This is a genomic window from Streptomyces sp. NPDC040405, from assembly GCF_055595765.1.
In genome coordinates, this window is the sequence record NZ_JBVIVI010000008.1 from 372,177 (window position 1) to 396,278 (window position 24,102).

The following is a 24,102-nucleotide window of genomic DNA, read 5'->3' on the forward strand; positions in this document are numbered from 1 at the left end:
CGTCCCGCCACGGCGTGTCGGCGGACCGCAGCCTGTCGGGGCGGGCCCGGGTGGGGCAGGCTGGCTCCGCCGGCCCTCCGGGGGCCGGCGGGGGACGGACGAAGGGGCGTGGGGACATGAGAAGACAAGCCGTCGAGGACGTGCGCGGAATCGGCACCGCCGACGGACGCGGCCGCTGATGGCGGGCGGCGAGCGGGCCGGGCTGTGGGGGCGCTTGGTGGACGCGTTACGCGGGCGGGAACCCGGGCGCGTAAGGGAGGAGGGGGAGGTCTGGGCGTACACCCCGCCCGGCGTCCCGGCCGGATACCGGCAACTGCGGGTGTGCCAGGTGCCGGACGGGGACGACTTCGCCCGGCTCAGCTGGCAGGTGTGCGGCGTGTGCCGGAGGGGCCTGGTCAGGAAGATCCGGGTCACCGAGCGATGGCAGCGGCGGGGCTACGGGAGCCGCATGATGATGCGGGCCCTGCGCGACTGCGAGACATACAACTGGACGACCACCAAGCAGTCGGAGTTCGGCGAGAGCTTCTTCGGGGCACTCGCGGCCGCCACCGGCATCGACTTCAGCCCCGACTCCCGGGCCTGCGACCACATGCGGGCCGCGCGCGGCGCCGCCCGCGGCGAGTCCAGGAGAGAGCCCCCGCAGCCGTACGACAGCCCTGGTGAGCCCCGTTGGTCCCACCAGGAAGGGCTGGGCTGAGCGGCCGACCGGGCTACCTTCCGCCCGCGCCTTCGACCAGGACATCGCCCGCCGGGCGGCGCACGACGACGCGCCGGGATTTCGGGGGCGCCGCCCCCTCGGGCTCGGACGGATGACGCGGGTGAGGCGGGCGGGACGGGTGGGACGGGTGGGACGGCACCAGGCTTCGCAGTGCCGGGGAAGGCTCGAGGCCCAGTTCGTCGAGCAGCACACGGCGGCACTGCTCGAACTGCCGCAGGGCCGCGACCCTGTTGCCCGCGGCGAGATGCGCGGTGATCAGCACACGGTGCGCGCTCTCCCGCAGGGGCTCCGCACGGACGGCGGCCAGCCCGGAGGCGACCGCCTCACCGTGGCGGTCCGCCGCCGTCAGCCGCTCGGTCATCGCCTCCAGGGCGTACAGCCGGAGTTCGTGGTACTGCTCCTGCTCGACCAGCACCCACTCGTTCTCCGACCACTCCGGTAACAGATCGGACGAGAGGTCCGCCCGGGTCCGGGCGGTCAGGATGTCGTCGCACGGGCGGGACATGTCGAGCAGCTGGTGCGCACGCGTCGACGCCGTGTGGATGTCCACGTCGATGTGTTTGGCGATCGCCAGTTCCTGGGTGCACGCGTCGATGACCTGATGTCCCGTCCGGGTCGCGCGCCACAAAGACGATCTGAGGTTGGCGTTGGCGCGGGAAGCCGTCACGTCGGGCCACAGCATTCCGGCCACATACGTCCGGGTGCGCGGCATGTCCTGCAGGGCGAGGAACGCGAGGAGGCGTTGGGCGCTGGAAGAAAGGGGAACACGTTTGTGATCGACCGATAGTGCGAAGCTTTTGAGCAGCCTCAACGTTATGACGTGGCCTTCTGCGCTCATCGGCCCCCCGGGCGATATTGGCTTCAGTGAATGATCCCAAACCGGCAATCGGGATGCTGCCCAGCCATGTTACGAGCAATTCATGATCGTGCGCCCTGCCCTTCGGTGGACAACGTTATATGGCCGGGCATCACCGGGACGTCGCGGAAACGTCACCTGTCGGGTTCGAGTAACTGATCGAGCCACACGCGTACGGCGGTGAGGACGTCGTCCACCGCGCTCACCGCGGTCGGAGGCGCCTCGTGCCGTCCGCCCGTTCGCACAATGCGCGCCCGGAAGCCGTCCGGCCTTCCCTCTTCCACCCACACTCGGAGGATCAGGACACCGGCCTGCTCTGAGTGGATTTCCATGGAAGAAAAATATGCCTTATCGGTGTCACCCCGGCGTTGTCGGCGCGTGACCGCCAACGTCATCGCCGTGCGGCGGAAACGGGCTGGTGACGCTCGTGTGATGGGTGAATCGCGATTGGGTCACGCCGGGCCCTGCATCCTCGTCGAGGCACGCTTTCGGGCGCGGAGCGCGGGGAGGATTCGCATGGGTGACTTCGGCGTCATCGCCGATGTCTCGACGGTCATCGTGGAGACCTTGACCCAGTCCCTGCGCGGACTCAGCCAGGTGGAACCGCCGATCGCGGAACTCAACGATCTCTCCGAGACGGTGCAGACACCGCCGCCGAAACTCACGGTGTTCCTTTACGAAATCGCCGAGGACCCGACATCGCGGAACCGGCCACCGGTGCGCTCCCAGCCACCCGACCCGCCGGTCACCCGCAAGCCGCCGATGGCTCTGCTGCTGCGCTACCTGATCACCCCCTGGGGCGGTGACCAGGAGACCCAGCACCGCATGCTCGGCCGGGCGATGCAGACGTTCTACGACGACGCGATCCTGGACGGCACACAGCTGTCCGGCAGCCTGGCGGCGAGCACCGACTCGCTGCACCTGAGCCTGACCCCGCTCACCCTCGATCAGAAGTCCTGGGTCTGGTACGCGATCCAGAAGCCGTACCGGCTCTCGCTGAACTACGAGGTCCGCGTCGTCAATCTGGACTCCGCCACCGGGACGGCGGTCCGCCCGGTGCACAGCCGGGTCATCAGCGGGGCGGCGACGCCATGAGCCGCTTCCTGCCGCTGGCACGCTCCGCCCTCCACAGCCCCGCCTGGTTCATCCCGTTCGACGACTACGCCCGGCGGGTGCGCGGCGCCGGGGTGACGGTCCAGCTGGACCGGTTCGAGGACGGCGGCTGGCTGCCGCTGGACGACGCGGCGGTGCGCACGCCCAGCGCCGCCTTCGCCTATCCGGGGCTGGGCCGCCGCGGCGAGCCGTGGGCGGCCGTGCCGCGGCGCCACCGGGCCCGGTTCGCGGCCGCCGGGTACCAACCGCTGTACCCGGCCGACGGCCAGCCGTTCTCGGCCGCTCTGGTGGGCGTCGAGTTCCTGGTGCACCCGTACGACGACGCCCACCCGCCCGCGGTGGCGGCCGAACCGCGGCTGGTCCGGCTGCTGCCCGGCACCTCCTTCCCCTATCCGCCGGGCGTGCGCACGGTGCACGGCGCCGTGGTCGACGCGGCCACCGCCGAGCCGATCGCCAATGTGCTGGTGGAGGCCGAGGGGCGGACCAGCCGGGACCTGACGCCATGGCACGAGCGCACCCTGTCCGACGCCACGGGCGCCTTCCGGCTGGCCCTGCGGTGGGAGGGCGAGAAGGCCGGTGAGCACGCCGTCGAGGAGACATTCCGTCTGCGGGCCACCGAGCGGCCGGGCCGGTCCGGATCGCTGGTCGTGCGGCTGCCGCAGGACATCGAGCACCGGCACGTCATAGAGATCCGCGAGAGTTAAGGAGCCGTCCATGGCGGAGTATCTGAGCCCCGGGGTCTACATCGAGGAGGTCGATGCGGGCCCACGGCCGATCGCGGGGGTGAGCACCAGTACGGCCGGAATGGCCGGGGTCACCGTACGCGGCCCGTACACCGGCAAGCCCAAGCTGGTCACCAACTTCCTGGAGTTCCAGAACACGTTCGGCGGGTTCGTCCCCGAGCCGGACCCCCTCATCCGGGACACCTGGGCCAACGACCCGGCCGAAGGCGGCCGTTGGTGGCTGTTCCCGCTGGCGGTCAAGGGCTTCTTCGACAACGGCGGCCAGCGTCTGTACATCAAGCGGGTCGCCAGCAGGCAGGCGACCCCGGCCGCGGGCGTCGTGGGCCACGGCCTGGTGAGCCCGGTCGCCGGTGACGCGGCCAAGGGCGCCACCCGGCTGGAGCTCGGCCACCTCATCGGATTCACCGGTGTGGGTCAGCAGATCCAGATCTTCCGCGGCGACGATCAGCAGTCGATCCACACCGCCGGTGTCGCCGCCTACGACGCGACCGCCCGCCGGATCGAACTGGACGCCGCGCTGCCCGCGGAGGTCAGGACGGCCCGCGGCGACTATGTGCAGATCGGGACGCGCAGCGCGGAAGAGACGCTGGAGTTCACCGCCGTCAGCCCCGGCTCATGGGGCAGCGGCGTTCAGGTCCGGATCCAGCCGATGAGCGGGGCCGCGCTGCCGGTGCTGCCGGATCCGCAGGAGGGCGCGCTGTTCGTCACGCAGCTGGCCGCGGACGCCGCCGCGGACAGCGAAACGGTCGAGGTCGCCGCGCGGACCGGGCTCGACCCCGACGACCTGCCCGCCGACGTCTGGGTGCAGATCGGCTCCGGCCGGTTCAAGGTCCAGCTCAGTCAGCCGGCGGACGGGAAGGTGACGCTGACCCTGCCGTCCGGCACGTCCCATGAGGCGTGGCGCAAGGGGCTGCTGGTGCGCCGCGTGCGCCGGGGCAACACCTCGGCGGGACCGGCGCTGCGGGTCGGCGGGGCGAGCAGGCTGTACAAGGGCGCCGTGGTCCAGCTCGACGACGGCACCAGCCTGACCATCCGCACCGTCCAGTCGGTCGCCGCGGATGTCGTCACCCTCGACGGGAACGTGCCCGGAACGCTCTTCGAAACCGACCGGCTGCAGCTGGTCGAGGCGCAGGTCGACGCCCGGTTCACCGCCCCTTCCGGGGGCGTGGTGACGGAGTCGTACCGCAACCTGCGGCTGACCGGCGACGCGCCGTCGAACCTGGTGACCACCCTGGCCGGCCGCTCGCAGCTGGTGCGGGCGACGGCGCTGTCCGGGCTGTCCACCGACCCGACGAAGTTCCCCCTGCCCGCGGTCGGATCCTGGCTGACCCTGGAGCCCGGCGACGACGCCTATGGAAGCCTCAGCGTCGCCGACTTCGTCGGCGAGGACGGCGGCAGCGGCAAGCGCACCGGCATCGCCGCGCTGGAGGACATCGACGAGGTGGCCGTCTGCGCCGTGCCCGGAGTGTGGTCGGGGACCGTCGAATCGGCCCTGGTCACCCACTGCGAACTGCTCAGGGACCGGTTCGCGATCCTCGACCCCCAGGACGGTCTGGACACCGAGGGCATCCAGGCGTTCCGCGAGCCGTTCGACACCAAGTACGCGGCGCTCTACCACCCGTGGCTCGTCACCCGCGACCCGTCCACGGGCCGCGACACCGAGGTGCCGCCGTCCGGCCACATGGCGGGGATCTACGCCCGTACGGACGTGGAGCGCGGAGTGCACAAGGCACCGGCCAACGCGGTCATCCGGGGCATCCGGCTCACCGACGGCATCGCCCAGGACGTCACCAAGCGCCATCAGGACCTGCTCAACCCCAAGGGCATCAACGCGCTGCGGTTCTTCCCCGGGATGGGCCACCGGGTGTGGGGCGCGCGCACGCTCTCCTCGGACAGCTCATGGAAGTACGTCAACGTCCGGCGGCTGTTCCTCTATCTGGAGGAGTCGATCGACGAGGGCACCCAGTGGGTGGTGTTCGAGCCGAACGACGAGGCGCTGTGGGCCCTGGTCCGCCAGACCGTCACCAACTTCCTCACCACCGTCTGGCGCAGCGGCGCGCTCGCCGGTACCACCGCCGACGAGGCGTTCTTCGTCGCCTGCGACCGCACCACGATGACCGAGGACGACCTGGCCAACGGTCGGCTCATCTGCGTCATCGGCGTCGCGCCGGTCTTCCCGGCGGAGTTCGTGATCTTCCGGATCCAGCAGAAGACCCGCGAGACCCAACTCGCCTGAGCAGCCCGACCGAGGACTGAGGAGGGGCCACCATGCCGCCCGTAACCAGGGACGATCCGTACGCGTCCTACAACTTCCAGATCATCGTCACCAACGTCAGCGACGACGGGGTCGCGGTGAGCGGGTCCTTCACCGAGGTGAGCGGGCTGGAGCTGGAGATTCCGCCGATCGAGTACCGCACCGGGAGCGAGGACATCACCGTCCGCAAGATCCCGGGACTGAAGAAGTTCACCAACCTCACCTTCAAGCGCGGCGTCACCGGCCACGTCGGCTTCTGGAACTGGATCGTCGAAGCGCTCAACGGCAAGGTACGGCGCACCTCCGGGTCGATCGTGCTGCTGGACGAGAACCGCCAGGAGGCCATGCGCTGGAACTTCGACCGCGGCTGGCCGACCAAGTACACCGGCCCGACGCTCAGCGCCACCAAGAACGAGATCGCCATGGAGACCCTCGTCCTGGCGGTCGAGAAGCTGGAGATCGACGCCTGACATGGCCGGCGAAGCGCTTCCCGGCGTATCCCTGACGTCCGCGGTCCGCGGCCCCGACCCGGAGCCGCTGCGCACGGACGTGGCGGTGTTCCTCGGCCGGCTCCGCCGGGGCCCGGTCGGCACTCCCGTGCGCGTGGAGAGCTGGAACGACGTCGTGGCCGCCTTCGGACCGCCGGACGGCGCCTTCGCCACCCCGTACGCACTGCGCGGCTTCTTCGAGAACGGCGGCCGCACCGCCTGGGTGCTCCGCGTGTCCGGACCGGCCACCACGGCCCAAACCCGGTGGGCGGCCGGTCCGCTGAGCGGACTGGCCGCCACCGGCTACCGGGTGGTGGCCACCAGCCCCGGCGCCTGGGCCAACGGCGCGCGCGTCGCCATCCGCTACCAGGCCAGCACGGTCGCCGGTCCGCCCACCGTGGGCGTACGGGTCATGCTGCCCGGCGAGCCGCCCGAGACCTTCCCCGGGCTGCCGCTCGCCGAGGTGGCCGACCGGCTGGCCGCGTCCCGCTACATCCGGCTCGTCCCGGACGGGCCGCCACCACCGCCGGACCTGCCCGGCCCGATCACGCTGTCCTGGGACCTCAACCTCGCGGGCGGCACCGACGCGGCACCGGCCCGCGACGCGTACGCGGACGCCGTGACCACCCAGGCCGAGCTGCCGGAACCGGCGCTGGTGGCGCTGCCCGACCTCGGCACCGACCTGACCGGCACCACCCACACCGACCTGGTGCTCGAACTGCTCCGCACCATCGAGCCGTTGCACGACCGCCTCGCCGTACTCGACGTACCGCCCCGGCTGTCCTCCGTGGACGAGGCGGCCGCCTGGGCGGGCTCCCTGGCGGCCACCGGCGACGGCGGGCTGCTCGGCTGCGCCGCCGTCCACCACCCGCCGCTGCGCGTCCCCGACGGGCACGACCTGCGGACCGTCCCGGCGTCCGGGCACGTCCTGGGCGTCATCGCCCGCCTCGACGGCGAGCGCGGCGCACACCACACGCCCGCGAACGCCGTGATTCTGGAGGCCGTCGACCTCGCGGCCGAGTACCCCGAACCGCAGCAGGTCCGGCTGTTCGACGCGGGGATAGACCTGATCCGGTGCACCCGCGGGCGGGGCCTGATGGTGTGGGGCGGGCGCACCCTGTCCGCCGACCCGAGCACCCGCTACATCGCGCACCGCAGGCTGACGCACCTGCTGGTGCGGGCCATCCGGCGGGCGGCGAGCCCGCTGGTGTTCGACGTCAACTCGCCGGAGCTGCGGCTGACCCTGGTGCGGGCGCTGACCTCCGTCTTGCTGTCGGCCTTCCGCGCCGGGGCGCTCGCCGGGGCCCGGCCCGAGCAGGCGTTCCGGGTGGTGTGCGACGACACCAACAACCCGCCCGAACAGGACCCGGGGCAGTTGGTCTGCGAGATCGAGGTCGCCCCGGCCGTCCCCATGGAGTTCATCCGGCTCCGTCTCGTACTCGGCCAGGACCGAGACCTGGAGGTAATCGAGGCATGACCCTGGATCCCCTGCCCAAATACCGCTTCCTGGTCACCCTCGACCCCGGCGACGCCTATCTGCCGCCCGCGCAGGCACTGCTGCTGCCGCTGGCCGCGTCCGGCGCGTTCCAGGAGGTCACCGGGCTCGGCGCGCAGCTGGAGGTGACCAGCTACCCGGAGGGCGGGCGCAACGACTCGGTCCACCAGCTGCCGCTGCGCCACTCATGGAACCGGATCACGCTCAAGCGCGGAGTGGTGCGCGACCCGGGGCTGTGGTCCTGGTACCAGGCCGGGCTCGCCGACTCCCTCGGCGCCCGCCGCGATGGCGCGGTGATCGTGCTCGGCCCGGACGGGGTGCCCGGTGCGGCGTGGGCCTTCCACGGCGGCCTCGCCGCCAAGTGGAGCGGCCCGGACCTGCACGGGGAGCAGAACGCGATCGCCATCGAGTCGCTGGAGATCGCCCACGAGGGGCTGACGAAGGTCCTGCAGGACACCGCGGCGAACGCCCTGTCGCGCCTGAGCCAGGGGAGGTGACCGGCGTGCCGAAGGTGACCATTCACCAGCTGGAGGTCCGGTTCCAGGTGGACGGCGACGACGGCGCCGTGTTCACCCAGCTGTTCAACAAGCACATCCAGGCCTGGGCGAAGCTGTACGAGGATCAGTGCGCCCGCGCCCGACGCACCGATACCGAGCGGAGCTTCGGCGACGGGGAGGGCCACCAATGAGCGTGACGCCTGTGTCCTTCGCCCGGCAGGGCGCCGCCCGGGCCCGTCTGGAGATCGTCCGGCCGGTGATCGCGGACGAGCGGCAGCGGCGGATCCCGCTGCGGTTCAACCCCACCGACTACAAGCTGAGCAAGAGCAACACGTTCGCCGAGATCACCATCCCCGGCCTGGAGACACCGCCCCTGCAGTACGTCCGCGGCGGCACGGAAACCCTCACCGTCCAAGCCCTGGTGGACACCTCCGACACCCTGGAGAACGTACGAACCGCCTACGTCAACGCGCTGCGCGACCTGCTGCGGCCCGACAGCCGCGAACACGCGCCCCCGGTCGTCCGCTTCGTCTGGGACGAGGAGGTCTTCACCGGCGTCGTGGAGAAGCTGGACGTCAATTACCAGCTGTTCCGGCCGGACGGGGTGCCGCTGCGCGCCATGCTGGACCTCTCCCTCAAGGAGTTCCGTACGGCCGCCGTGCAGGTCGCCCAGACGCCGCGTTCCTCGCCCACGGTGGAGAAGAGCTATGTGGTGCGCCGCGGCGACACGCTCAGCTCCATCTCCGCCGCGCTGTACCGGCGGCCCGACGCCTGGCGGGAGCTGGCGCGCGCCAACGGCATCAGCGACCCGCGCGACCTGCGGCCGGGCCGGGTGCTGACCGTGCCCCGGCTGCCGTGAGGAGGGCGCGATGAGCACCCCCGCGCCCGAGGTGGCCCCGCCCGACCGGTACGCGCCCGAGTTCGAGGTGCGCATCGAGGGACTGGAGCTGGACCCGTCGACCAAGAACGACATCATCGACATCAAGGTGAACCGGGACATCGACGAGATGTCCGGCTTCGATCTCACCCTGAACAACTGGGACGACGCGAACCTGCGGTTCAAGCACAGCGATTCGGCGAGCTTCCGGCTCGGCGGCCGGGTCTCGGTGCGGCTCGGCTACGCCGACAAGCTGCTCACCGTCGCCACCGGGACCATCTCCACGCTCAGCCCGAAGTTCACCGACGGCGCCTCGCCCACCGTCCAGGTCAGCGGCGTGGACGGGCTGCTGCGGCTCAAGGACCGCAAGCCCACCGAGAACGAGACCAAGACCTACCGCAATCTGCCCGACTGGCGCATCGCCGAGCAGATCGCCCAGCGCAACCACCTGCGCATCGAGGTCACCAGGGAAGGGCCCACCCACGACCTGGTGGTGCAGAAGAACCAGGACGATGCCACGTTCCTGCTGGAGCGGGCCAAGCGGCTGGACTTCGACTGCTACATCCTCCCCGACGCGAAGACCGGCGAGGACACCCTGTACTTCATCAAGCCGACCGACGGCCGCGACGGCCGCCCGATCCGGGTGTACCGGCTGGCGTACGCACCGGGCTTGAGCACCGGCCCCACCGGCCAGCCCGCGGGGCTGATCCCCAACCTGATCGAGTTCACCCCGACGCTGACGGTGTCCCAGCAGGTCAGCAAGGTCACCGTGCGCGGCTGGGACCCCCGTACCAAACAGGCCATCGCGTTCACCGCGACCGCCGAGAACCTTCCCGCCGGGCAGAACACGGCCGACGGGCAGAGCGGGCCGCAGGTCGCCGAGTCCACCCTGCAGGGCCGCCAGGAGGTCATGGTCGACGCGCCGGTCGGCAGCGACCAGGAGGCCCGCGAACTGGCGATCAGCCTGCTGCGCGAGCGGGCCTACGAGTTCATCACCGCCACCGGCAAGGTGGCGGGCCTGCCCGAACTGCGGCCCGGCGACAACCTGGAGATCTACGGCCTCGGCCGCCGCTTCTCCGGCACCTACTTCGTCAAACGCGTCGAGCACACCCTCAACACCAGCGGTTTCTTCACGCAGTTCACCGCACGGCGGATCCATCAGGGGGACCAGTGACCATGAGGGGCACGCCACGGGCCCGCTCCACCGACAAGCGCTACTACGGCGTCGTCCAAGCGCTCGTCGTGGAGAACGAGGGCGACGACGAGGGCCAGGTCAAGCTGAAGTTCCCCTGGTTCGACGACACCACCGTCACCGACTGGGTCCGGGTCGGCCAGCTGTACGCCGGAAACGGCTACGGCTCGGTGTTCGTGCCCGAGAAGGGCGACGAGGTGATCGTCGCCTTCGTGCACGGCGACATGCGGTACCCGATCGTCCTGGGCGGCCTCTACAACGGCGAGGACAAACCGCCGACCGCCCGCACCGACGGCCGCGACCAGAAGATGATCCGGACCCGGCACGGCCACGAAGTGCTCCTGGACGACACCGAGTCCAAGGCGGCGTTGAGGATCACCTCCGCCGCCGGGCACGTGGTGGAACTGGACGACCAGGGCAAGGCGATCCGGATCACCGCGGCCGAGGGAGGCAGCGTCACCGTGACCGCCCAGGGCGACATCACCCTCAAGGCGCCCAAGGTGACCGTCGACTCACCCTCCATCGACCTCGGCGGCGGCGCCACCGAACCCCTCGTCCTCGGCAACGCGCTGCTCCAGGCGTTCAACACCCACACCCACCCCTCCGCCGCCGGACCGACCGGTCCGCCGACCCCGCCGCTCACCCCCGCCGTGCTGGCCAAGAAGGCGAGGACGGCATGAGCGAGGAGTTCCTCGGAACCGGCTGGCGGTTCCCGATCCTGCCCGACGCGTCCGGGCGGCTCGGCTACGCCACCGGCGAGGAGAGCATCGAGCACTGCCTGCGGGCGCTGCTGCTCACCGGCACCGGCGAACGCGTCATGCAGCCCGAACTGGGCACCCGCGCCAACGAGTTGCTCTTCGCGCCCGGCAGTGTGCAGAACCTGCGCGACCTGGAACATTCGATCGCCGCCGCCGTCCGCGACCACGAGCCGCGCGTCGAACTGGAGGAGGTCCGCGCGGAGGCCGACCCGGCCGACGAGTCGCGGATCACCGTCTCGGTCGTCTACCGCATCCGGCGCAGCAACACCAAGGCGAACCTGGTGTTCCCGTTCTACACCGGACTCACGGGCCTCACCGGGGGGACACCATGACCCTGCCCGCGCCCAAGCTGGACGACCTCACCTGGGCCGACATGATGGCGGCCATCCGCCGCCGCATCCCCGCCGAGTCGGACGGCACCTGGACGCTGCACGCGCCCGTCGACCCCGGCGTCACCCTCCTCGAACTCTTCGCCTACCTCCTCGAACAGCGGCTGTACTGGCTCGACCAGGTGCCGGACGCGCTCGTGGTCGCCATACTGCGGCTGCTCGGCCTCGAACCGCCGCGTCCCGCCCGGCCCGCCGCCACCGTGCTGCGCCTCGCCGCACAGCGGGAGGACACCGCCGTACCCGTCGTCCCCGCGGGCACGGCGCTGACCCGGGACCCCATGGGCCGGATCGCGTTCACCCTCGACGACGACGTGGCCGTGCTCCCGCTCGCCGAGGACGGTGAGATCACCGTGTGGACCGACCGCGACCGCACGGCCGACCTGCGCGCCCGCCGCGGCATCGCCCTGCTCGCGAGCGACCGAGCCCCGGCAGAGGTCCGGTTCACCCTGCCGCTCACCGGAGCGCACGCCGCGACCGGCCCGATCGGTCTGCTCGTGGAACTGGACGCGCCCGCCGCGTGCGTACCGTCGTGGCTGCCCGGGGCGGTCGACGGTGTACCGCCGCCCGCCGAGCTGACCTGGTCCTGGTTCCGGCCGGGCACGGACATCTCCGGCACATATCAGAAGGTCGAGGACGGCACGGCCGGACTCAGACGCTCCGGTGTCGTCCGGCTGCACCCACCGGCCGACTGGACCACACAGGACACCGGGCTCCTGGTGTCGACCCCGGCCGCCACCTACGCGGCCCCGCCCCGCCTCCGCCAGCTCGCCGTCAACGTGTCCGCCGCACACCACCGCACGTACCGCACCGCGGACGGTGCCACCCTCCACGAGCAGATCGACGCCTGGCTCAGGCTGCCCGGCCAGCACCTCTTCCTGCCGGACGCCGCCGACCGCCTCCTGGAGGCCACCCTGCGCCTGGCGGACCAGGAGTGGCAGCCGGTGCCGGACTTCACCTTTGGCGCACCGGCCGACCGGATCTTCGTGCTCGACCGGGCCGAGGGCGCGCTGGTGTTCGGCGACGGACTCACCGGGCGCGTTCCCCGCCCGGACCCCGACGTGCGCGTCGCCTACGTGACCGGCGGCGGCAGGGACGGCAACGGCGGGATGACCGGCAACTGGCTCCCGGCAGCCGACGATCCGGCCGGGCTCGGTGCGGTCTCGGCCGCCAACCTCGTACGGGCCGAAGGCGGCACGGACCCGGAGACGGTCGCCGAGGCGCGGCAGCGCGCGGCCGCGTCCCTGGGAGAGGTGACCCGCGCGGTCACCGCCGACGACTTCGTCACCCTGGCCTGTACGACCCCGGGCGTCGCCGTGGCCCGCGCCTACCCGGCCCTCGGCGAGCACCCCGGCTTCCCGTGCGCCACGGTGCCCGGCGCGGTGACCGTGCACATCGTCCCGGCCGCCCCCCGGGACGACCTCGCCCGCGAGGACTTCGCCGCCGCGCCGCTGCCCGACCCGGGCATGCTGCGCGCGGTGGCCACCCGCCTCGACCAGGCGCGGCTGCTCACCTCCGAGGTCTTCGTCCGCGCGCCCCGCTACCGCGACGTCGCCCTGCGCGTCGACCTCTCCGGCGACCCGGCCGACCGCACCCGCGTGGCCACCGCGGTCACCGCGGCGCTGCGCCGCTTCCTCGACCCGCTGGTGGGCGGCGACGACCAGGACGGCTGGCCCTTCGGACAGCCGCTGCGGCCCTCGGCCCTGCTGCGGGCCGCGCAACGCGCGCTGGGGGACCTCGCGGACATCGCCGCCGTCGGCGTCGGCCTCGACGGGGCCGACCCGGACGAAGCCTGCGACGAGGTGCCGCTCGCCGCCGGGGAGCTGCCCGTCCTGCGCACGGTCCGCACCCGGATCGTGCCCGCCGTCGAACCGGGGGAGGGGCTGACATGACCGGCGACGTGTGGTGGGAGCGGGACGCCCGGGAAGAGGACCGGGCGGACGGGCGGACCGTGCCCGGCCCCGGACCCACCGGCGCCCAGCCCGAAGTCCTCGACGCCACCCGCGAGGCGGTCCGCACCGCCGTCCGCGGCCGCATCGCGGGCTACACCCCGGACTGGACCGACCCCGACCGCCAGGACGCGGGGGTCGCGCTCGTCCGCCTCTTCGGCACCCTCGCCGAACCCGTACTCGGCCGCGTCAACCGGCTCCCGGAGAAGGTGCTCGCCGAACACCTGGCGACGGCGGGCGTGCGGCGGCGCCCGGCCGGAGCGGCGGCCGCGCTCCTCGAATTCACCGTCAACCCGCCCGACGGCTCCTCCGTACTCGTCCCCGCCGGATTCCAGAGCGCGGCCTCCACCCCGGCGGGACAGGTCGTCTACGAGACGGACCAGGACCTGTACGCCACCCCCGCCACCCTCGGCGCCCTCGCCGTCCAGGAGGCCGGACGGCTGGAGACCCTGCCGCTGGGACCGTCCGGGCCCAGCCGCCCCTTCGCGCCCTTCGGCCGGGACCCGGAGCCCGGCAACGGGCTGTGGATCGGACTCGCCGGGCCGACCGGCCCCTACCCGCGGCTGTCGCTGGGCTTCGTGGTCGTCGCCGCGCCCCCCGCGCCCGCGGCCTCCGGCGGGGCGGTGCCCCTCCCGCTGCCGCCCGCGCCGCTGCTGCGCTGGGACGTGCTGGACGGCAACCGGCTCGTCCCCGCCGAGGTGCTGCGGGACTCCACCGCCGGGCTCGGCGCGGACGGGACCGTCGAGCTGAGAGTGCCGCGCTCCTGGCAGCCGGGCAGCCCGCCCGGCACCCGGCCCCGCCCCCTGCTGCGCTGGCTGCGCCTGCGGATCGCGCACGGCGCCTTCCCCGGCCCGGCGCCGGTCCTGTCCGGACTGCGGCTGAACGTGGTCACCGCCACCGCCGCCCGCACCATTCGCGACGAGCCGCTGCAGCCCGTCCAGGACGGTACGGCGGCCGGGCGGCGGCGCATGAAGCTCAGCCAGGTGCCCATCCTCGCCGGATCGGTGGTCATCGAGGTCGACGACGACACCGGCGGCGACGTGTTCGGCACCACCGCCGGAACCTCCACCCGGTGGCGCGAGGTGGAGAGCCTGGCCGGATACGGCGCCGACGACCGCGTGTTCACCGTGGACCACGAAAGCGGCGAAGTGACCTTCGGGGACGGCGTCAACGGCACGGCCGTCCCGCCCGGCTTCCGCAACGTCCGCGCCGTGCGCTACCGCGTGGGCGGCGGCAGCGCCGGAGCCGTACGGGCGGGAGCCGTCAGCGGGGTGGTGACCGCGCTGCCGTTCGTCACCCGAGTGGGCAACCCCTTCCCGGCCTCCGGCGGCTCGGACGCCGAACCCGACGCCGACGCCATGCGCCGCGGCGTCGGCGAACTGCGCGCCCGCGGCCGGGCCGTGGCCCCCGCCGACTACGGTCAGCTCGCCCTCCGCGCGCCCGGCGCCTCGGTGGCCCGCGCCCGGGGCGTACCCGGCCTGCACCCCGACTTCGCGGGCAAGCCGATCCCCGGCGTCGTCGGCGTCCTCGTCGTACCCCCCGTACCGCCGGGCGACGACCCCGGCGAACCGCCCGTCCCCACCGCCGCCACCCTGCGGGCCGTCGCCGACTTCCTGTCGCGCGAAGCCGCACCCGCCGGGGTCACGGTCGTCGCCGCCCCCACCCCGTACGCACGCGTCGGGGTGGAGTCCTGGGTCACGCTCGACCCGGACCTCGACCGGGCCGCGGTCCTGGCCCGGGCGGGCGAAGCGGTGCGCACCTACCTGGATCCGCTGCGCGGCGGGGAGGACGGCGCGGGCTGGCCGTTCGGCGGCGCGCTGCGGCACACGGCGCTGGTCCGGCGGCTCCTGGCGGTCGACGGGGTGCTGGCCGTCACCCGGCTCTCGCTGACCGTCGATGGCATGCGCCTGCCGCCCTGCACCGACCACGCTCTCCCGCCCCACACCCTCGTCTGGCCGGAGCGCCCGCTGCTGATCCCCGTAGGAGACCAGCCATGACGTGCACACCACACCCCGCGACCTTCCGGCTGCTCGACGCCTACGTCGGCTGGGACCAGCAGGAGACCGACGGCATCGCCGGTTTCGACGACCCGTCCGGCCTCCGCCTCGCCCACCGCGGCACCGCGCCCGAAGGCCCCACCAGGGGCCAACTGCTGCCCTGGTTCCCCGATTCCCGCCTGGCGCCGGGGTGCGGGCCCTGCGCCTGGTACCTGCTGATCCCCGGCGAGCGGCGGCTGCTGCGCCGCGACTCCTGCGGCGCGTTCACCCCTCTCTGGCCGCCCGGCTGCGACCCCGGCCTGCTGCGCGCCCCGGTCTCGGTCGCCGCGCGCGGACACCGGCTGACGGTCGTGGACTCCGGCCGGGTTCTGGTGTGGCACCGCGAGGGGGCGCAACTCGCCGGGGTGATCCGGGCCGAGCGGCCCCGCCACGCCACCCCTGCCCCCGGCGGCGAGATCCTGGTGGCCTGTCAGGGCAGCACGGCCCTGCGGCGGTACGACCAGGCGGGCCGCTTCCGCGGCGTACTGCGCACCGGCGCGCAAGGCGAGGTCATCGGCCTGCGCACCGGACCGGAGCGGACCGTGTGGCTGCTCACCGACGACGGCGGACGGCTCACGATCCACCGGGGCGGCAACCACCATTCCTTCCGCACCGCCACCCTGGACGAACTGGCCGCGGCCCTCCCGCCGTCCGCACTCGCCTCGGCCGACGACGACGGGTTCTGCCTGAGCGAGCAGGGTCCCGACGGCCCCGCGACCACCTGCCACACCTGGCAGGGCCTGCCCCGGGACCCCGTGCCGCCCGCCACCGACGCGTACGTGACCAGCGGGTCGTACGTCACCGCCCTGATCGACAGCGGCATCTCGCGGTGCCGCTGGCACCGCGTCCGCGTGGACGCCGACGTGCCCGACGGGACGGCGGTCGCCGTGCGGATCGTGGTGAGCGAGGACGGCCGGTACGACGACAGCGACTGGCAGGCGTCGGCCCCGGGAACCACGGACTTCCTCGTGGACCAGCCGCCCGGCCGCTTCCTGCGGCTGCGGCTGCGGCTCTCCGGCGACGGTGCGGCCACTCCGGTCGTCCGCCGGATCCGGCTGGACTTCCCCCGGGTCACCAGCGCCGATCTGCTGCCGCCCGCTTTCCGCCAGGACCCCGCGGCCGACGACTTCACCGAACGCTTCCTGTCGCTGTTCGACGCCACGCTCGCCCAGCTCGACCGGGTCATCGAGCGGTACCCGGCACTCCTCGACCCGGTCGGCGTCCCCGACCGGGTGCTGCCCTGGCTGGCCGGGCTGCTGGGCCTGTCGTTCGAGGCGGGCTGGGACGCCCGTACCCGGCGCGCGCTGCTGGCCGCCGCCCCGGAGCTGTACCGGCGCCGGGGCACGCCATGGGCGCTGCGGGAGGCGGTACGCATCGTGTTCGGGGTGACCCCGGTCGTCGACGAACTGGCGACGGACCGCCGCTGGGCGCACCTGCGCGGGGCTACCGGCTGCGCGGGGCCGGGACGGGACCAAGGACTGGGCGCCATAAGGCTGTTCGGCCGGTCGGCGAGCCGGTTCCGGGTCGGCGGCTCGGCGCTGGGCGCGGCGCCGCTGCGCGCGTTCGGCGCCCCCGACAGCGACCCGTTCACCGCGCACGCGCACCGGTTCCGGCTGGCCCTGCCCGCCGGATCGGCGGACGGGACGGCGCTCGCGCGGCTGGTGGAGCGGCAGGCGCCCGCGCACACGGTGGGTTCGGTACGGACCGGTGGCGCGGGGTTCGTGGTCGGCTCGCGGTCCACGGTCGGCGTGGACACCGCGTTCGTACCCCTGCCCGCGCCCGTACTGGGCGGCGCACAGCCCCTGCGGCTGGGCCGCGACGGGGTGCTGAGGCCGGGACCGAGAGGGTTGCGCCGAGGGGTGGGCGTGGGAGTCGTCTCCGCCGTCGGTGTGCATACACAGGTGTCGTGAGAGGACGGGGCGGATGACGGAGACAGAGACATCACGGTCGGGTGCGGAGGAGTTCGACGCGCCACCCTTGCGCAGGCTGCGGTACTTCCACGGCCAGATGCTGGGCGCACGCGACTTCCAGCGCGAACAGGACTACCACCGCGAGAAGCTGAAGCTGCGCATGCGCGCGCTGCTCGGCTACGGCGTGGTGTGCGGCCTGTACGTGAAACCGGCACCGCGGGACGAGGACGACTGCCCGCCGGACACCGGCGAGGAGACGCCATCCGCCGAACAGAGCGATGGCGAAACACCGCGGAGCACCCGGCGCAGGGCCAAGGTGACGATCACCCCCGGCCTCGGCGTCGACTGCGACGGCAACGAGGTCGTGGTGCGCGGCGGCTGCGCGATCGACCTGTGGAAGGCGCTGCCCCCGCACGAACGGGACACCGACACCGTCTGGGTCGGCATCGAGTACGCCGAACGGCCCGTCGAGCCCACCCGCGCCGTCTACAACGACGCCTGCGCGGACACGTCCGACTGCGAGTTCGGCTGGACGGAGGAGTGCTACACAGTGCGCGTCACCGGGTGCGAGCCCCCGGCGGACGAGCGCTGCGACACCTGCTGCGCGGCCTGTGAGCACAAGGTGCTGTGGCTGGCCAGGATCGACTGCCCGGACTGGTACGAGCCGGTGCGCCGCGACCAGATCCACATGAACGTACGCCGCACGTTCGGCCGCCATGTGCCCACCGTGATCACCGGCGTCAACTGGATCCACGGACACACCTACACCATCGACGAGGCCAAGGCCCTCCTCGGCACCCAGGACGAGGACGGCGGCCTCGTGGTGCGGTTCTCCTCCGGCGTACGGACCGACACGCTGCGGCCCGGCGTGGTGGAGCTGCAGGTCATCGAGGGCGGCAGCGGACGCAACGCCTCCACCTGGTACATGGGCGGCAGGTTCGCCGAACCGGACCCCGAAGCGGAGGACGGGTGTGAGGAGTTCACCCAGGAGTTCCGCTACCGCCAGACCACCCGCGAGACGCTGCAGGACGGCGACCGCGTACTGATCACCGTCCGCGCCGCGTTCCTCCTCGACCGCTGCTGCCGCCCGGTCGACGGCACCCACGTCGGCGGACGCGTACCGACCATCGGTCACCACAACACCCGGTCCGCCGCGCACGGCGGCTGCGACCTCCCGCCCTCCGGCATCGGCCCCTGGACGTCCGGCACCGGTGCGGGCGGGGACGTGTTCGAGAGCTGGTTCTTCGTGAAGGAGCGCTGATCATGCGAACAGACTGCGGATGCGGCTGCGGTGGCGACGCCACCCGGACCTCCGCCTTCGTACGTCCTCGCTTCTTCGCAGGGCAACTGCTGACCGAGGACGACCTCAGCCTGCTGGTCGAGTACACGACGGCGAAGCGCAGACTCCACAACCGGTCCCTGTACGGGCCGGGCGTCATCTGCGGCCTCGGCGTCACCTGCGACCCGTGCGGCGGCGGAACCGTGGCCGTTCATCCCGGACACGCCCTCGACTGCGCCGGGAACGACATCGTCGTCGCCTGCACCGAACGCGTCGACGTCACCGCCCTGGTGCAGGAACGGCGCGTGCAAGCCCTCGGCGTGGACTGCGGGGAGAACTGCGGCAACGACGCCGACGAGGGCGGCCGCCGCTACGGGCTCTACGTGCGCTACCAGGAGCTTCCCGTCGAGCCGGTGGCACCGTACGCCACGGAGGAGCCCTGCCCCTCACCGGGCTGCGTGCCCTCCAGGGTCCAGGAAGGATTCCGCTTCGTCGTCAAATGCGATGACTCCGAGGACCACCGCCACAACCCCGGCACCCGGCTTCTCGCGAACATCGGCGACCTCCCACGGGCGGACCGGGCCCGCACCCGCGACCGGCGGCTCGGCCACTACGCCGACGCCCTCACCCTCGCGTCGACCGGCACCGGACGCACCTTCCGCTTCGACGCCGCCGACGCGCAGCGCTACGCCACCGCCTTCGCGTGGCTGCGCGAGAACGCGGGCGGAGAGAGCCCGCCGCCTCCGCCGACGGCCCGTGAGATGACCGAGCACGTACGCGGGCTCGCCGCCGCCGTCGCCCGCTTCGACACCTACGACCCGGCCGGGCAGGACCGGCTCAGGCAGGACTACCCGGACCTCGCCACCGTGCGGGAGGCCCGCGGCGCCCTCGGCACGGCATGCGAACGGCTCCGCGGCGCCGATATGGAAGCCGCATGGCCCGACCCGCTGCGCGCCGCGATCGCCCACGCCGTCGTCACCGAGACCGCTGCCCGGGTCGTACCGGAGCGGGGCGACCCGGACGCGCCACTGGAAGTGCGCATGCTCGCCCAGGGCACCCCGCTCGGCCACGCCCTGCGGGTGGAGTTCCGCGCGGACCTCGGCCTGATCCGCGAGTGGCTGCTGTGCCGCCTGGACCTGGCCACCGACCTCGCCGACTGCGCGCTGCGCCAGGAGGTCGCCGCCGCCGACGTACCGCCACCGCTGCCCGCCCCGCCGCCGGACAGCACCGAGAAGGCCACCATCGCCGAGGTACAGCAGATCGCACAAGCGGCCACCACGCTGGCCACCGCCGTGCGCCGCTTCCTGACCGACGCGGCATGCGCCACGCTGAACCCGCCGTGCGGCGACTGCACCGACACCGACGTCCTGCTCGCTCAAGTGGAGCTGGACGGCTGCGATGTCGTACGGGTCTGCTCCGCCACCCGGGAACAGGTGCTGCCGGGCGGCTCGGCCTACGGCGAATGGCTGCCCAAGCTCTACCGGCTGCGCGAACTCGCCGAGCGCGTGTGCTGCGAGCCCCTGCCCGTCCACCACACGCTGCCGCTCCCGACCGAGGGCCCGGTGGCGCGCCCGTACGCCGACGGACTGCTCGGCGACTGGCCGCGCGGCGGGGACCTGGAGGAGATGCTGTCCCTGCTGCTGACTCCCGCCCCCGGCGAGACACCGCCCAAGGCGCTGCACGAACAGGTCTACACGACCCCCAGCGAAGTCACCGACAGCATGCAGGAACTCGCCCGGCTCAGGACACAGGTCGCCGACCTCACCGCCGCCGTGGAGGGCCTGCGCGCCCACATGGGCAGCGCCGAGACGCAGGTCACGCACTTGGAGCAACGCTTAGCAGAACGCGAAGGCACACCGGATCCGGCCCCGGACCCGGACGCGGGCGGGGAGGCGGACCCGGCGCCTGACCAGGCACCGGCCCGTGGGGACGGCGAGCCGCCCAAGCCCCCGGTCAAACGCACCCGGTCGCCCCGCTCCCGTCCCCAGAAGCCCGGTGAGACGCCATGACGGGCCCGCTGCGTCCCGCCTTCCACGAGGGCCAGGTACTGGCCGCCGCCGACCTGTCCGCCACGGTGGAGTACGCGCGCGGCGGCGCCGCCCGGCACGCGCGCCATCTGCACGAGTGGGGCATCGTCGAAGGGCTCGGCCTCGCCACCGAGCCCCGCACCGACCCGCTGACCAACACCCGTTACACCGAGGTGAGCATCTCGGCGGGCATCGCCGTCGACGGGACCGGCCGCGAGATGGTCCTCACCGAGCCGGTCGTACTGCGCGAGAGCGACTTCGAAGAGGTCAACGGCGCGGACCAGCTGACGGACGAGCCCTATCCGGTCTTCCTCACCTCCGCCGACCGGGAACCGGCCCAGCCGGCCGGGCCCGTCTCCTGCTCCGGCAGCGCCGCCAAGACCCGCGTGGAGGAGTCGTACCAGATCCTCTTCGGCCGCCGCGGCGACGAACGGCTGGTCGCGGAGCAGCGGCCGCCCGCGATCGGCGACCCACCGGCCGACCCGCCCGCCCGCTGGCTGGTCCTCCTCGGCTACGTCCACTGGACGGAGGGCCACTTCAGCGGCGTCGGGACCACGGCGCGCGGTGTCGCGGTGCGCTACGCGGGCGTGCGGGCGGACACCGTAGCGGCCCGGTCGGGCGCGCTGACCCTGCGGACCGGCCCGGAAGCAGAGGAGGGCAAGCCCGCGCTCGTCCTGTCCGGAGGCGACACCCCGAACCTGGTCTTCGGCCTCTACCAGGGCAGCGGCACTGTCGCCCCGCTGATGACCGTGGCCGCCAACGGCAACCTGACGATCGAGGGCAGCTTCAGCGGCCGGATGCCCGCCGGGAGCACGCTGGTGGCCTCCGGGACCGCCACCGACGGGATGCTGCTGCCCCTGCCGTCCGGCATCACCCCCGAACAGGTCGCGGACGGCCGGGTCGTGATCCACGTCCAGCTGACCCCGCGCACACCACCCCTGCCGGAGGCGACGCTGTACAGCCCGGTGGAGGCCACCGTGGACGCCGACCGGCGGGTCCGGTGCCGGATGCGTCTGTACAACCCCCTGGCGTCCCCGGCCAAGGTCGTCGAACAGCCCGGGGCGGTCGACTTCCTCGTCGTGGCGACGGTCGCACCAACGAACGGCGGTGGCTGACGATGGCTCTTTCCGTGGTGTACACGGCCGACACCGGCCACGTCGTGGGCGCACTGGCCCTGACCGGCGCCGCCACCGGTACCGGCACCGGCGCCCCGGCTCCCGAGGTGGCCGACCTCGTCGGGTCCGCGCTGCCGCTGCGCGTACCCCTGGGCGAAGGCCGTATCGCGACCCTTCCGCTGAGCGCCAGGGAACTGGCCGTGGCGGCCGTGGACGACGAACCGGGCGCCCTCGCCGATCCGCTGGCCTTCGGCGTCGAGGTGACCGACGGCAAACCCAAACCGGCGCTGGTGCGCCTCGCGTCGTGGACCGAAGGCGTCGCGCTGGCCACGGACGGGCTCATCCTCACGGTGCAGGTCGCCGTGGCACGCCCCACACCCGTGGTCGCCCTGGTGTCCGACGAGCAGAACACCCATGTGCTCGCCGGGGAGATCGCCGCCCAGCAGACCCAGACGAAACTGCCGGTCACCCTCGTCGCGGGCAGTGTGCACGGGGTGCTGGTGCTCGCGGCGGGCTGGACGGGCCACCTGGGGATGGTGAAGGTGACGTGAGCACCCCCACCGCGCCGGACACCGGCGAGACCGGCGACATCACGGTGCACCGATGCACCGTGACGGTGGTCCGGCGCGGTGGGTGGAGCTGGGGACCCGATCCGCGCGGTCTGGTCCGCCACGTCGTGGACTCCCTCCCGGAGCTGCTGGCGGACCACTTCGCCGAGCGGCTGGCGGCCGACGGACCCGACGTGGAGATCACCGAACCGCTGACCGTCACCGTCCGGCCCGGCCGGATGGCCGGTCCCGGCCGGGCGACGAGCGGCGGGCCGCCCGTCGAGGTCCACTTCGCGCCCGTGCCGGTCGTGGAGATCCCCGCCGACCCGCCCGACGCCGCTGCGGACGCCGACACAGACACCGGCGCCGTGTCCTTCGAGGAGTCCTTCGCGGCGGCGCCCGACCCGTGGACCGCCCCGAGCGCCGCCGCGCTCTTCGCCGAACTCGCCGAGCGCGGCGAACTGGACGCGCTGCTCGCGCTGCTGCCGGACGAGTCCGTACGGGCGTATCTGCCCGCCCTCCTCGGCGCCGACGACACGACAGCCGCCCGGCTGCTCGCCGAACTCCTCGCGCGGGCGCGGGCCGCCGGACCCACCGGGACATTGCCCGAACCGCTGCGCACCGCGGTCGCGGGCACCGACCCCGCCGACCTGCCCCGGGCACTCGCCGCCCACCTGGCGGCCGTGGATCCCGAGGAGGCCGTACGGCTGGCCCGGACCCTGACCGCGCCGCCCGACCGGCCCGCGCCCGAACCGCCCGGCACCCCGCCCGCCACCGCCGCCGCGCCGCCCGGCGCGCCCGGCGATACCACCGCGATGCCGCCCGGGACCGAGGGCCGCACCCTCGCGCCGCGCACCAGCGGCGAAGTACGGGTGTGGTCCGCGCTGCCGTTCCTCCTCGCCGGACCCCTGGCACGCATCGGATACCTCGACGCCATCGGCCCCGCCCTGGTGGGCATCGACCTCGCCGAGGACGCACCGCTGTTCGCGGCGTCCCTCGCCTACAAAGTGCTGGGCGCCACCGCGCGGGGCTGGCGCCGCACCGAACGCGACACCGAGGCCGCGGCCGCCTTCGCGGGCCTTCGCCCACCCGTCGCCGACGACCACCTGACCGCCTTCGCCCGCCGGGCGCGCCCCGCGCTCCCGGTCCTCGACGGCGTCCTGGCGCTCTCGGTGTGCCGCGGCCACGACCCCGCCGACCCGCTCCTGCTCACCGGCGCCGACGACGCGCTGCTCCTCGTCGACGCCCAGGGCATGTTCCCCATCGCCTGGGCCCCGGACGCCGCCGGGCTGCTGCCGTACTGGCAGGCGTGCGGGCGGCCGGCCGTACTGCTCTGCGACGGGCCCCTGCCGCCCGGCACCCTGCGCGACCTGGCCTCGGCAGGCGTGCCGTTCCTCACCGGCATACGGCCGCTGCGCGGCGACCCGGTGGCGCGGCTGCCCTGGCGCACACCGCTGTGGACCGCCACGGGCACGGCACCGGACCTGCGCCTCGCCGCCGAACTGCCCGCCCACGCCGAGCGGTTCGCGGGCCTGGTCACGGCCCTGGTCACCGAGCGCCGGGCGGTACCGCTCGCGCGGGACGGCGGGCTGGAGCGCACCGTCACCCTGGCCGCGGCGCTCGGCCTGTCCACGGTCGCCTGGACGCTGTGGCGCGACCGCGAGACACCGGATCCGCTCCTGGCCCTGCACCGCTTCGCCGACCTGGAGGCCACGGTGCGCTTCGAGCCCGCGGCCGTCCGGGTCCGCGTACCGATGGGACGGCGTCACGCGGACCTCCTGCGCGGCGGCCTGCTCGCCGACGTGCCCGACGTGGTCTGGCTGGGCGGCCGGACCCTGACCTTCTCGGCAGGGTGAGACAT

22 protein-coding genes are annotated in these 24,102 nt (G+C 73.3%); 20 read left to right on the plus strand and 2 right to left on the minus strand.

From position 1 onward, the window contains the following. Positions 1-178: 178 nt before the first annotated feature. Complete coding sequence (locus tag ACZ59A_RS30720) at positions 179-697, plus strand: hypothetical protein (protein ID WP_470965215.1); 519 nt, start codon at positions 179-181, stop codon at positions 695-697. Positions 698-710: 13 nt separating this feature from the next. On the opposite strand, the gene ACZ59A_RS30725 is transcribed toward ACZ59A_RS30720, so the two are convergent. Further along, positions 711-1,430 carry an AfsR/SARP family transcriptional regulator gene (locus ACZ59A_RS30725; RefSeq protein ID WP_470965218.1) on the minus strand — a complete coding sequence of 240 codons (720 nt, stop codon included), beginning with the start codon at positions 1,428-1,430 and terminating at the stop codon, positions 711-713. A 278-nt stretch (positions 1,431-1,708) separates the two neighbouring features. Beyond that, a complete protein-coding gene (locus ACZ59A_RS30730; protein WP_468050819.1) occupies positions 1,709-1,906 on the minus strand; it encodes a hypothetical protein in 198 nt (65 codons plus the stop codon). A 184-nt stretch (positions 1,907-2,090) separates the two neighbouring features. On the opposite strand from ACZ59A_RS30730, the gene ACZ59A_RS30735 reads away from it, so the two are divergent. From ACZ59A_RS30735 to ACZ59A_RS30825, 19 genes are read left to right on the plus strand one after another with little or no spacing between them, the layout of a single operon-like run. Next, the gene (locus ACZ59A_RS30735; protein WP_470965222.1) at positions 2,091-2,669 is read left to right on the plus strand and encodes a Pvc16 family protein; all 579 of its coding nucleotides are present in this window, start codon (positions 2,091-2,093) and stop codon (positions 2,667-2,669) included. Next, the gene (locus ACZ59A_RS30740; RefSeq protein WP_470965225.1) at positions 2,666-3,391 is read left to right on the plus strand and encodes a carboxypeptidase regulatory-like domain-containing protein; all 726 of its coding nucleotides are present in this window, start codon (positions 2,666-2,668) and stop codon (positions 3,389-3,391) included. The genes ACZ59A_RS30735 and ACZ59A_RS30740 overlap by 4 nt, the downstream gene beginning before the upstream one ends. A gap of 10 nt (positions 3,392-3,401) precedes the next feature. Continuing rightward, positions 3,402-5,666, plus strand: coding sequence for a phage tail sheath family protein (locus ACZ59A_RS30745; protein WP_470965228.1), 2,265 nt, complete (start codon positions 3,402-3,404; stop codon positions 5,664-5,666). A gap of 32 nt (positions 5,667-5,698) precedes the next feature. Then, a complete protein-coding gene (locus tag ACZ59A_RS30750; RefSeq protein ID WP_385443756.1) occupies positions 5,699-6,154 on the plus strand; it encodes a phage tail protein in 456 nt (151 codons plus the stop codon). A 1-nt stretch (position 6,155) separates the two neighbouring features. Continuing rightward, positions 6,156-7,649 carry a phage tail sheath subtilisin-like domain-containing protein gene (locus tag ACZ59A_RS30755; protein WP_470965232.1) on the plus strand — a complete coding sequence of 498 codons (1,494 nt, stop codon included), beginning with the start codon at positions 6,156-6,158 and terminating at the stop codon, positions 7,647-7,649. Continuing rightward, positions 7,646-8,164: a phage tail protein gene (locus tag ACZ59A_RS30760; protein ID WP_468050799.1), complete on the plus strand. Its 519-nt coding sequence runs from the start codon at positions 7,646-7,648 to the stop codon at positions 8,162-8,164. Before ACZ59A_RS30755 ends, ACZ59A_RS30760 begins: the two co-directional genes overlap by 4 nt. A gap of 5 nt (positions 8,165-8,169) precedes the next feature. After that, complete coding sequence (locus ACZ59A_RS30765) at positions 8,170-8,355, plus strand: putative phage tail protein (protein WP_470965235.1); 186 nt, start codon at positions 8,170-8,172, stop codon at positions 8,353-8,355. Further along, positions 8,352-9,023: a CIS tube protein gene (locus ACZ59A_RS30770; protein WP_468050793.1), complete on the plus strand. Its 672-nt coding sequence runs from the start codon at positions 8,352-8,354 to the stop codon at positions 9,021-9,023. Before ACZ59A_RS30765 ends, ACZ59A_RS30770 begins: the two co-directional genes overlap by 4 nt. A 10-nt stretch (positions 9,024-9,033) precedes the next feature. Then, a complete protein-coding gene (locus ACZ59A_RS30775) occupies positions 9,034-10,215 on the plus strand; it encodes a phage late control D family protein (RefSeq protein ID WP_468050791.1) in 1,182 nt (393 codons plus the stop codon). 2 nt (positions 10,216-10,217) lie between these two features. Continuing rightward, the gene (locus tag ACZ59A_RS30780) at positions 10,218-10,913 is read left to right on the plus strand and encodes a phage baseplate assembly protein V (protein WP_470965238.1); all 696 of its coding nucleotides are present in this window, start codon (positions 10,218-10,220) and stop codon (positions 10,911-10,913) included. Continuing rightward, positions 10,910-11,323, plus strand: a complete 414-nt coding sequence (locus ACZ59A_RS30785; RefSeq protein WP_470965241.1) for a GPW/gp25 family protein — start codon at positions 10,910-10,912, stop codon at positions 11,321-11,323. The genes ACZ59A_RS30780 and ACZ59A_RS30785 overlap by 4 nt, the downstream gene beginning before the upstream one ends. Next, the gene (locus ACZ59A_RS30790) at positions 11,320-13,269 is read left to right on the plus strand and encodes a putative baseplate assembly protein (RefSeq protein ID WP_470965245.1); all 1,950 of its coding nucleotides are present in this window, start codon (positions 11,320-11,322) and stop codon (positions 13,267-13,269) included. Before ACZ59A_RS30785 ends, ACZ59A_RS30790 begins: the two co-directional genes overlap by 4 nt. Then, positions 13,266-15,323, plus strand: coding sequence for a putative baseplate assembly protein (locus tag ACZ59A_RS30795; RefSeq protein WP_470965249.1), 2,058 nt, complete (start codon positions 13,266-13,268; stop codon positions 15,321-15,323). The genes ACZ59A_RS30790 and ACZ59A_RS30795 overlap by 4 nt, the downstream gene beginning before the upstream one ends. After that, entirely contained in the window at positions 15,320-17,272 is a 1,953-nt protein-coding gene (locus ACZ59A_RS30800; RefSeq protein ID WP_470965253.1) for a phage tail protein I, read from the plus strand. Before ACZ59A_RS30795 ends, ACZ59A_RS30800 begins: the two co-directional genes overlap by 4 nt. 13 nt (positions 17,273-17,285) lie before the next feature. Next, positions 17,286-18,533, plus strand: a complete 1,248-nt coding sequence (locus tag ACZ59A_RS30805; protein ID WP_470965256.1) for a hypothetical protein — start codon at positions 17,286-17,288, stop codon at positions 18,531-18,533. A gap of 2 nt (positions 18,534-18,535) precedes the next feature. Next, on the plus strand, positions 18,536-20,560 hold the full coding sequence (locus ACZ59A_RS30810) for a hypothetical protein (protein WP_470965262.1): 2,025 nt from the start codon (positions 18,536-18,538) through the stop codon (positions 20,558-20,560). After that, positions 20,557-21,693, plus strand: a complete 1,137-nt coding sequence (locus ACZ59A_RS30815) for a hypothetical protein (protein ID WP_470965266.1) — start codon at positions 20,557-20,559, stop codon at positions 21,691-21,693. Before ACZ59A_RS30810 ends, ACZ59A_RS30815 begins: the two co-directional genes overlap by 4 nt. Before the next feature lie 2 nt (positions 21,694-21,695). Continuing rightward, on the plus strand, positions 21,696-22,244 hold the full coding sequence (locus tag ACZ59A_RS30820) for a hypothetical protein (RefSeq protein WP_470965269.1): 549 nt from the start codon (positions 21,696-21,698) through the stop codon (positions 22,242-22,244). Next, on the plus strand, positions 22,241-24,097 hold the full coding sequence (locus tag ACZ59A_RS30825) for a hypothetical protein (RefSeq protein ID WP_470965272.1): 1,857 nt from the start codon (positions 22,241-22,243) through the stop codon (positions 24,095-24,097). The genes ACZ59A_RS30820 and ACZ59A_RS30825 overlap by 4 nt, the downstream gene beginning before the upstream one ends. Positions 24,098-24,102: the final 5 nt, after the last annotated feature.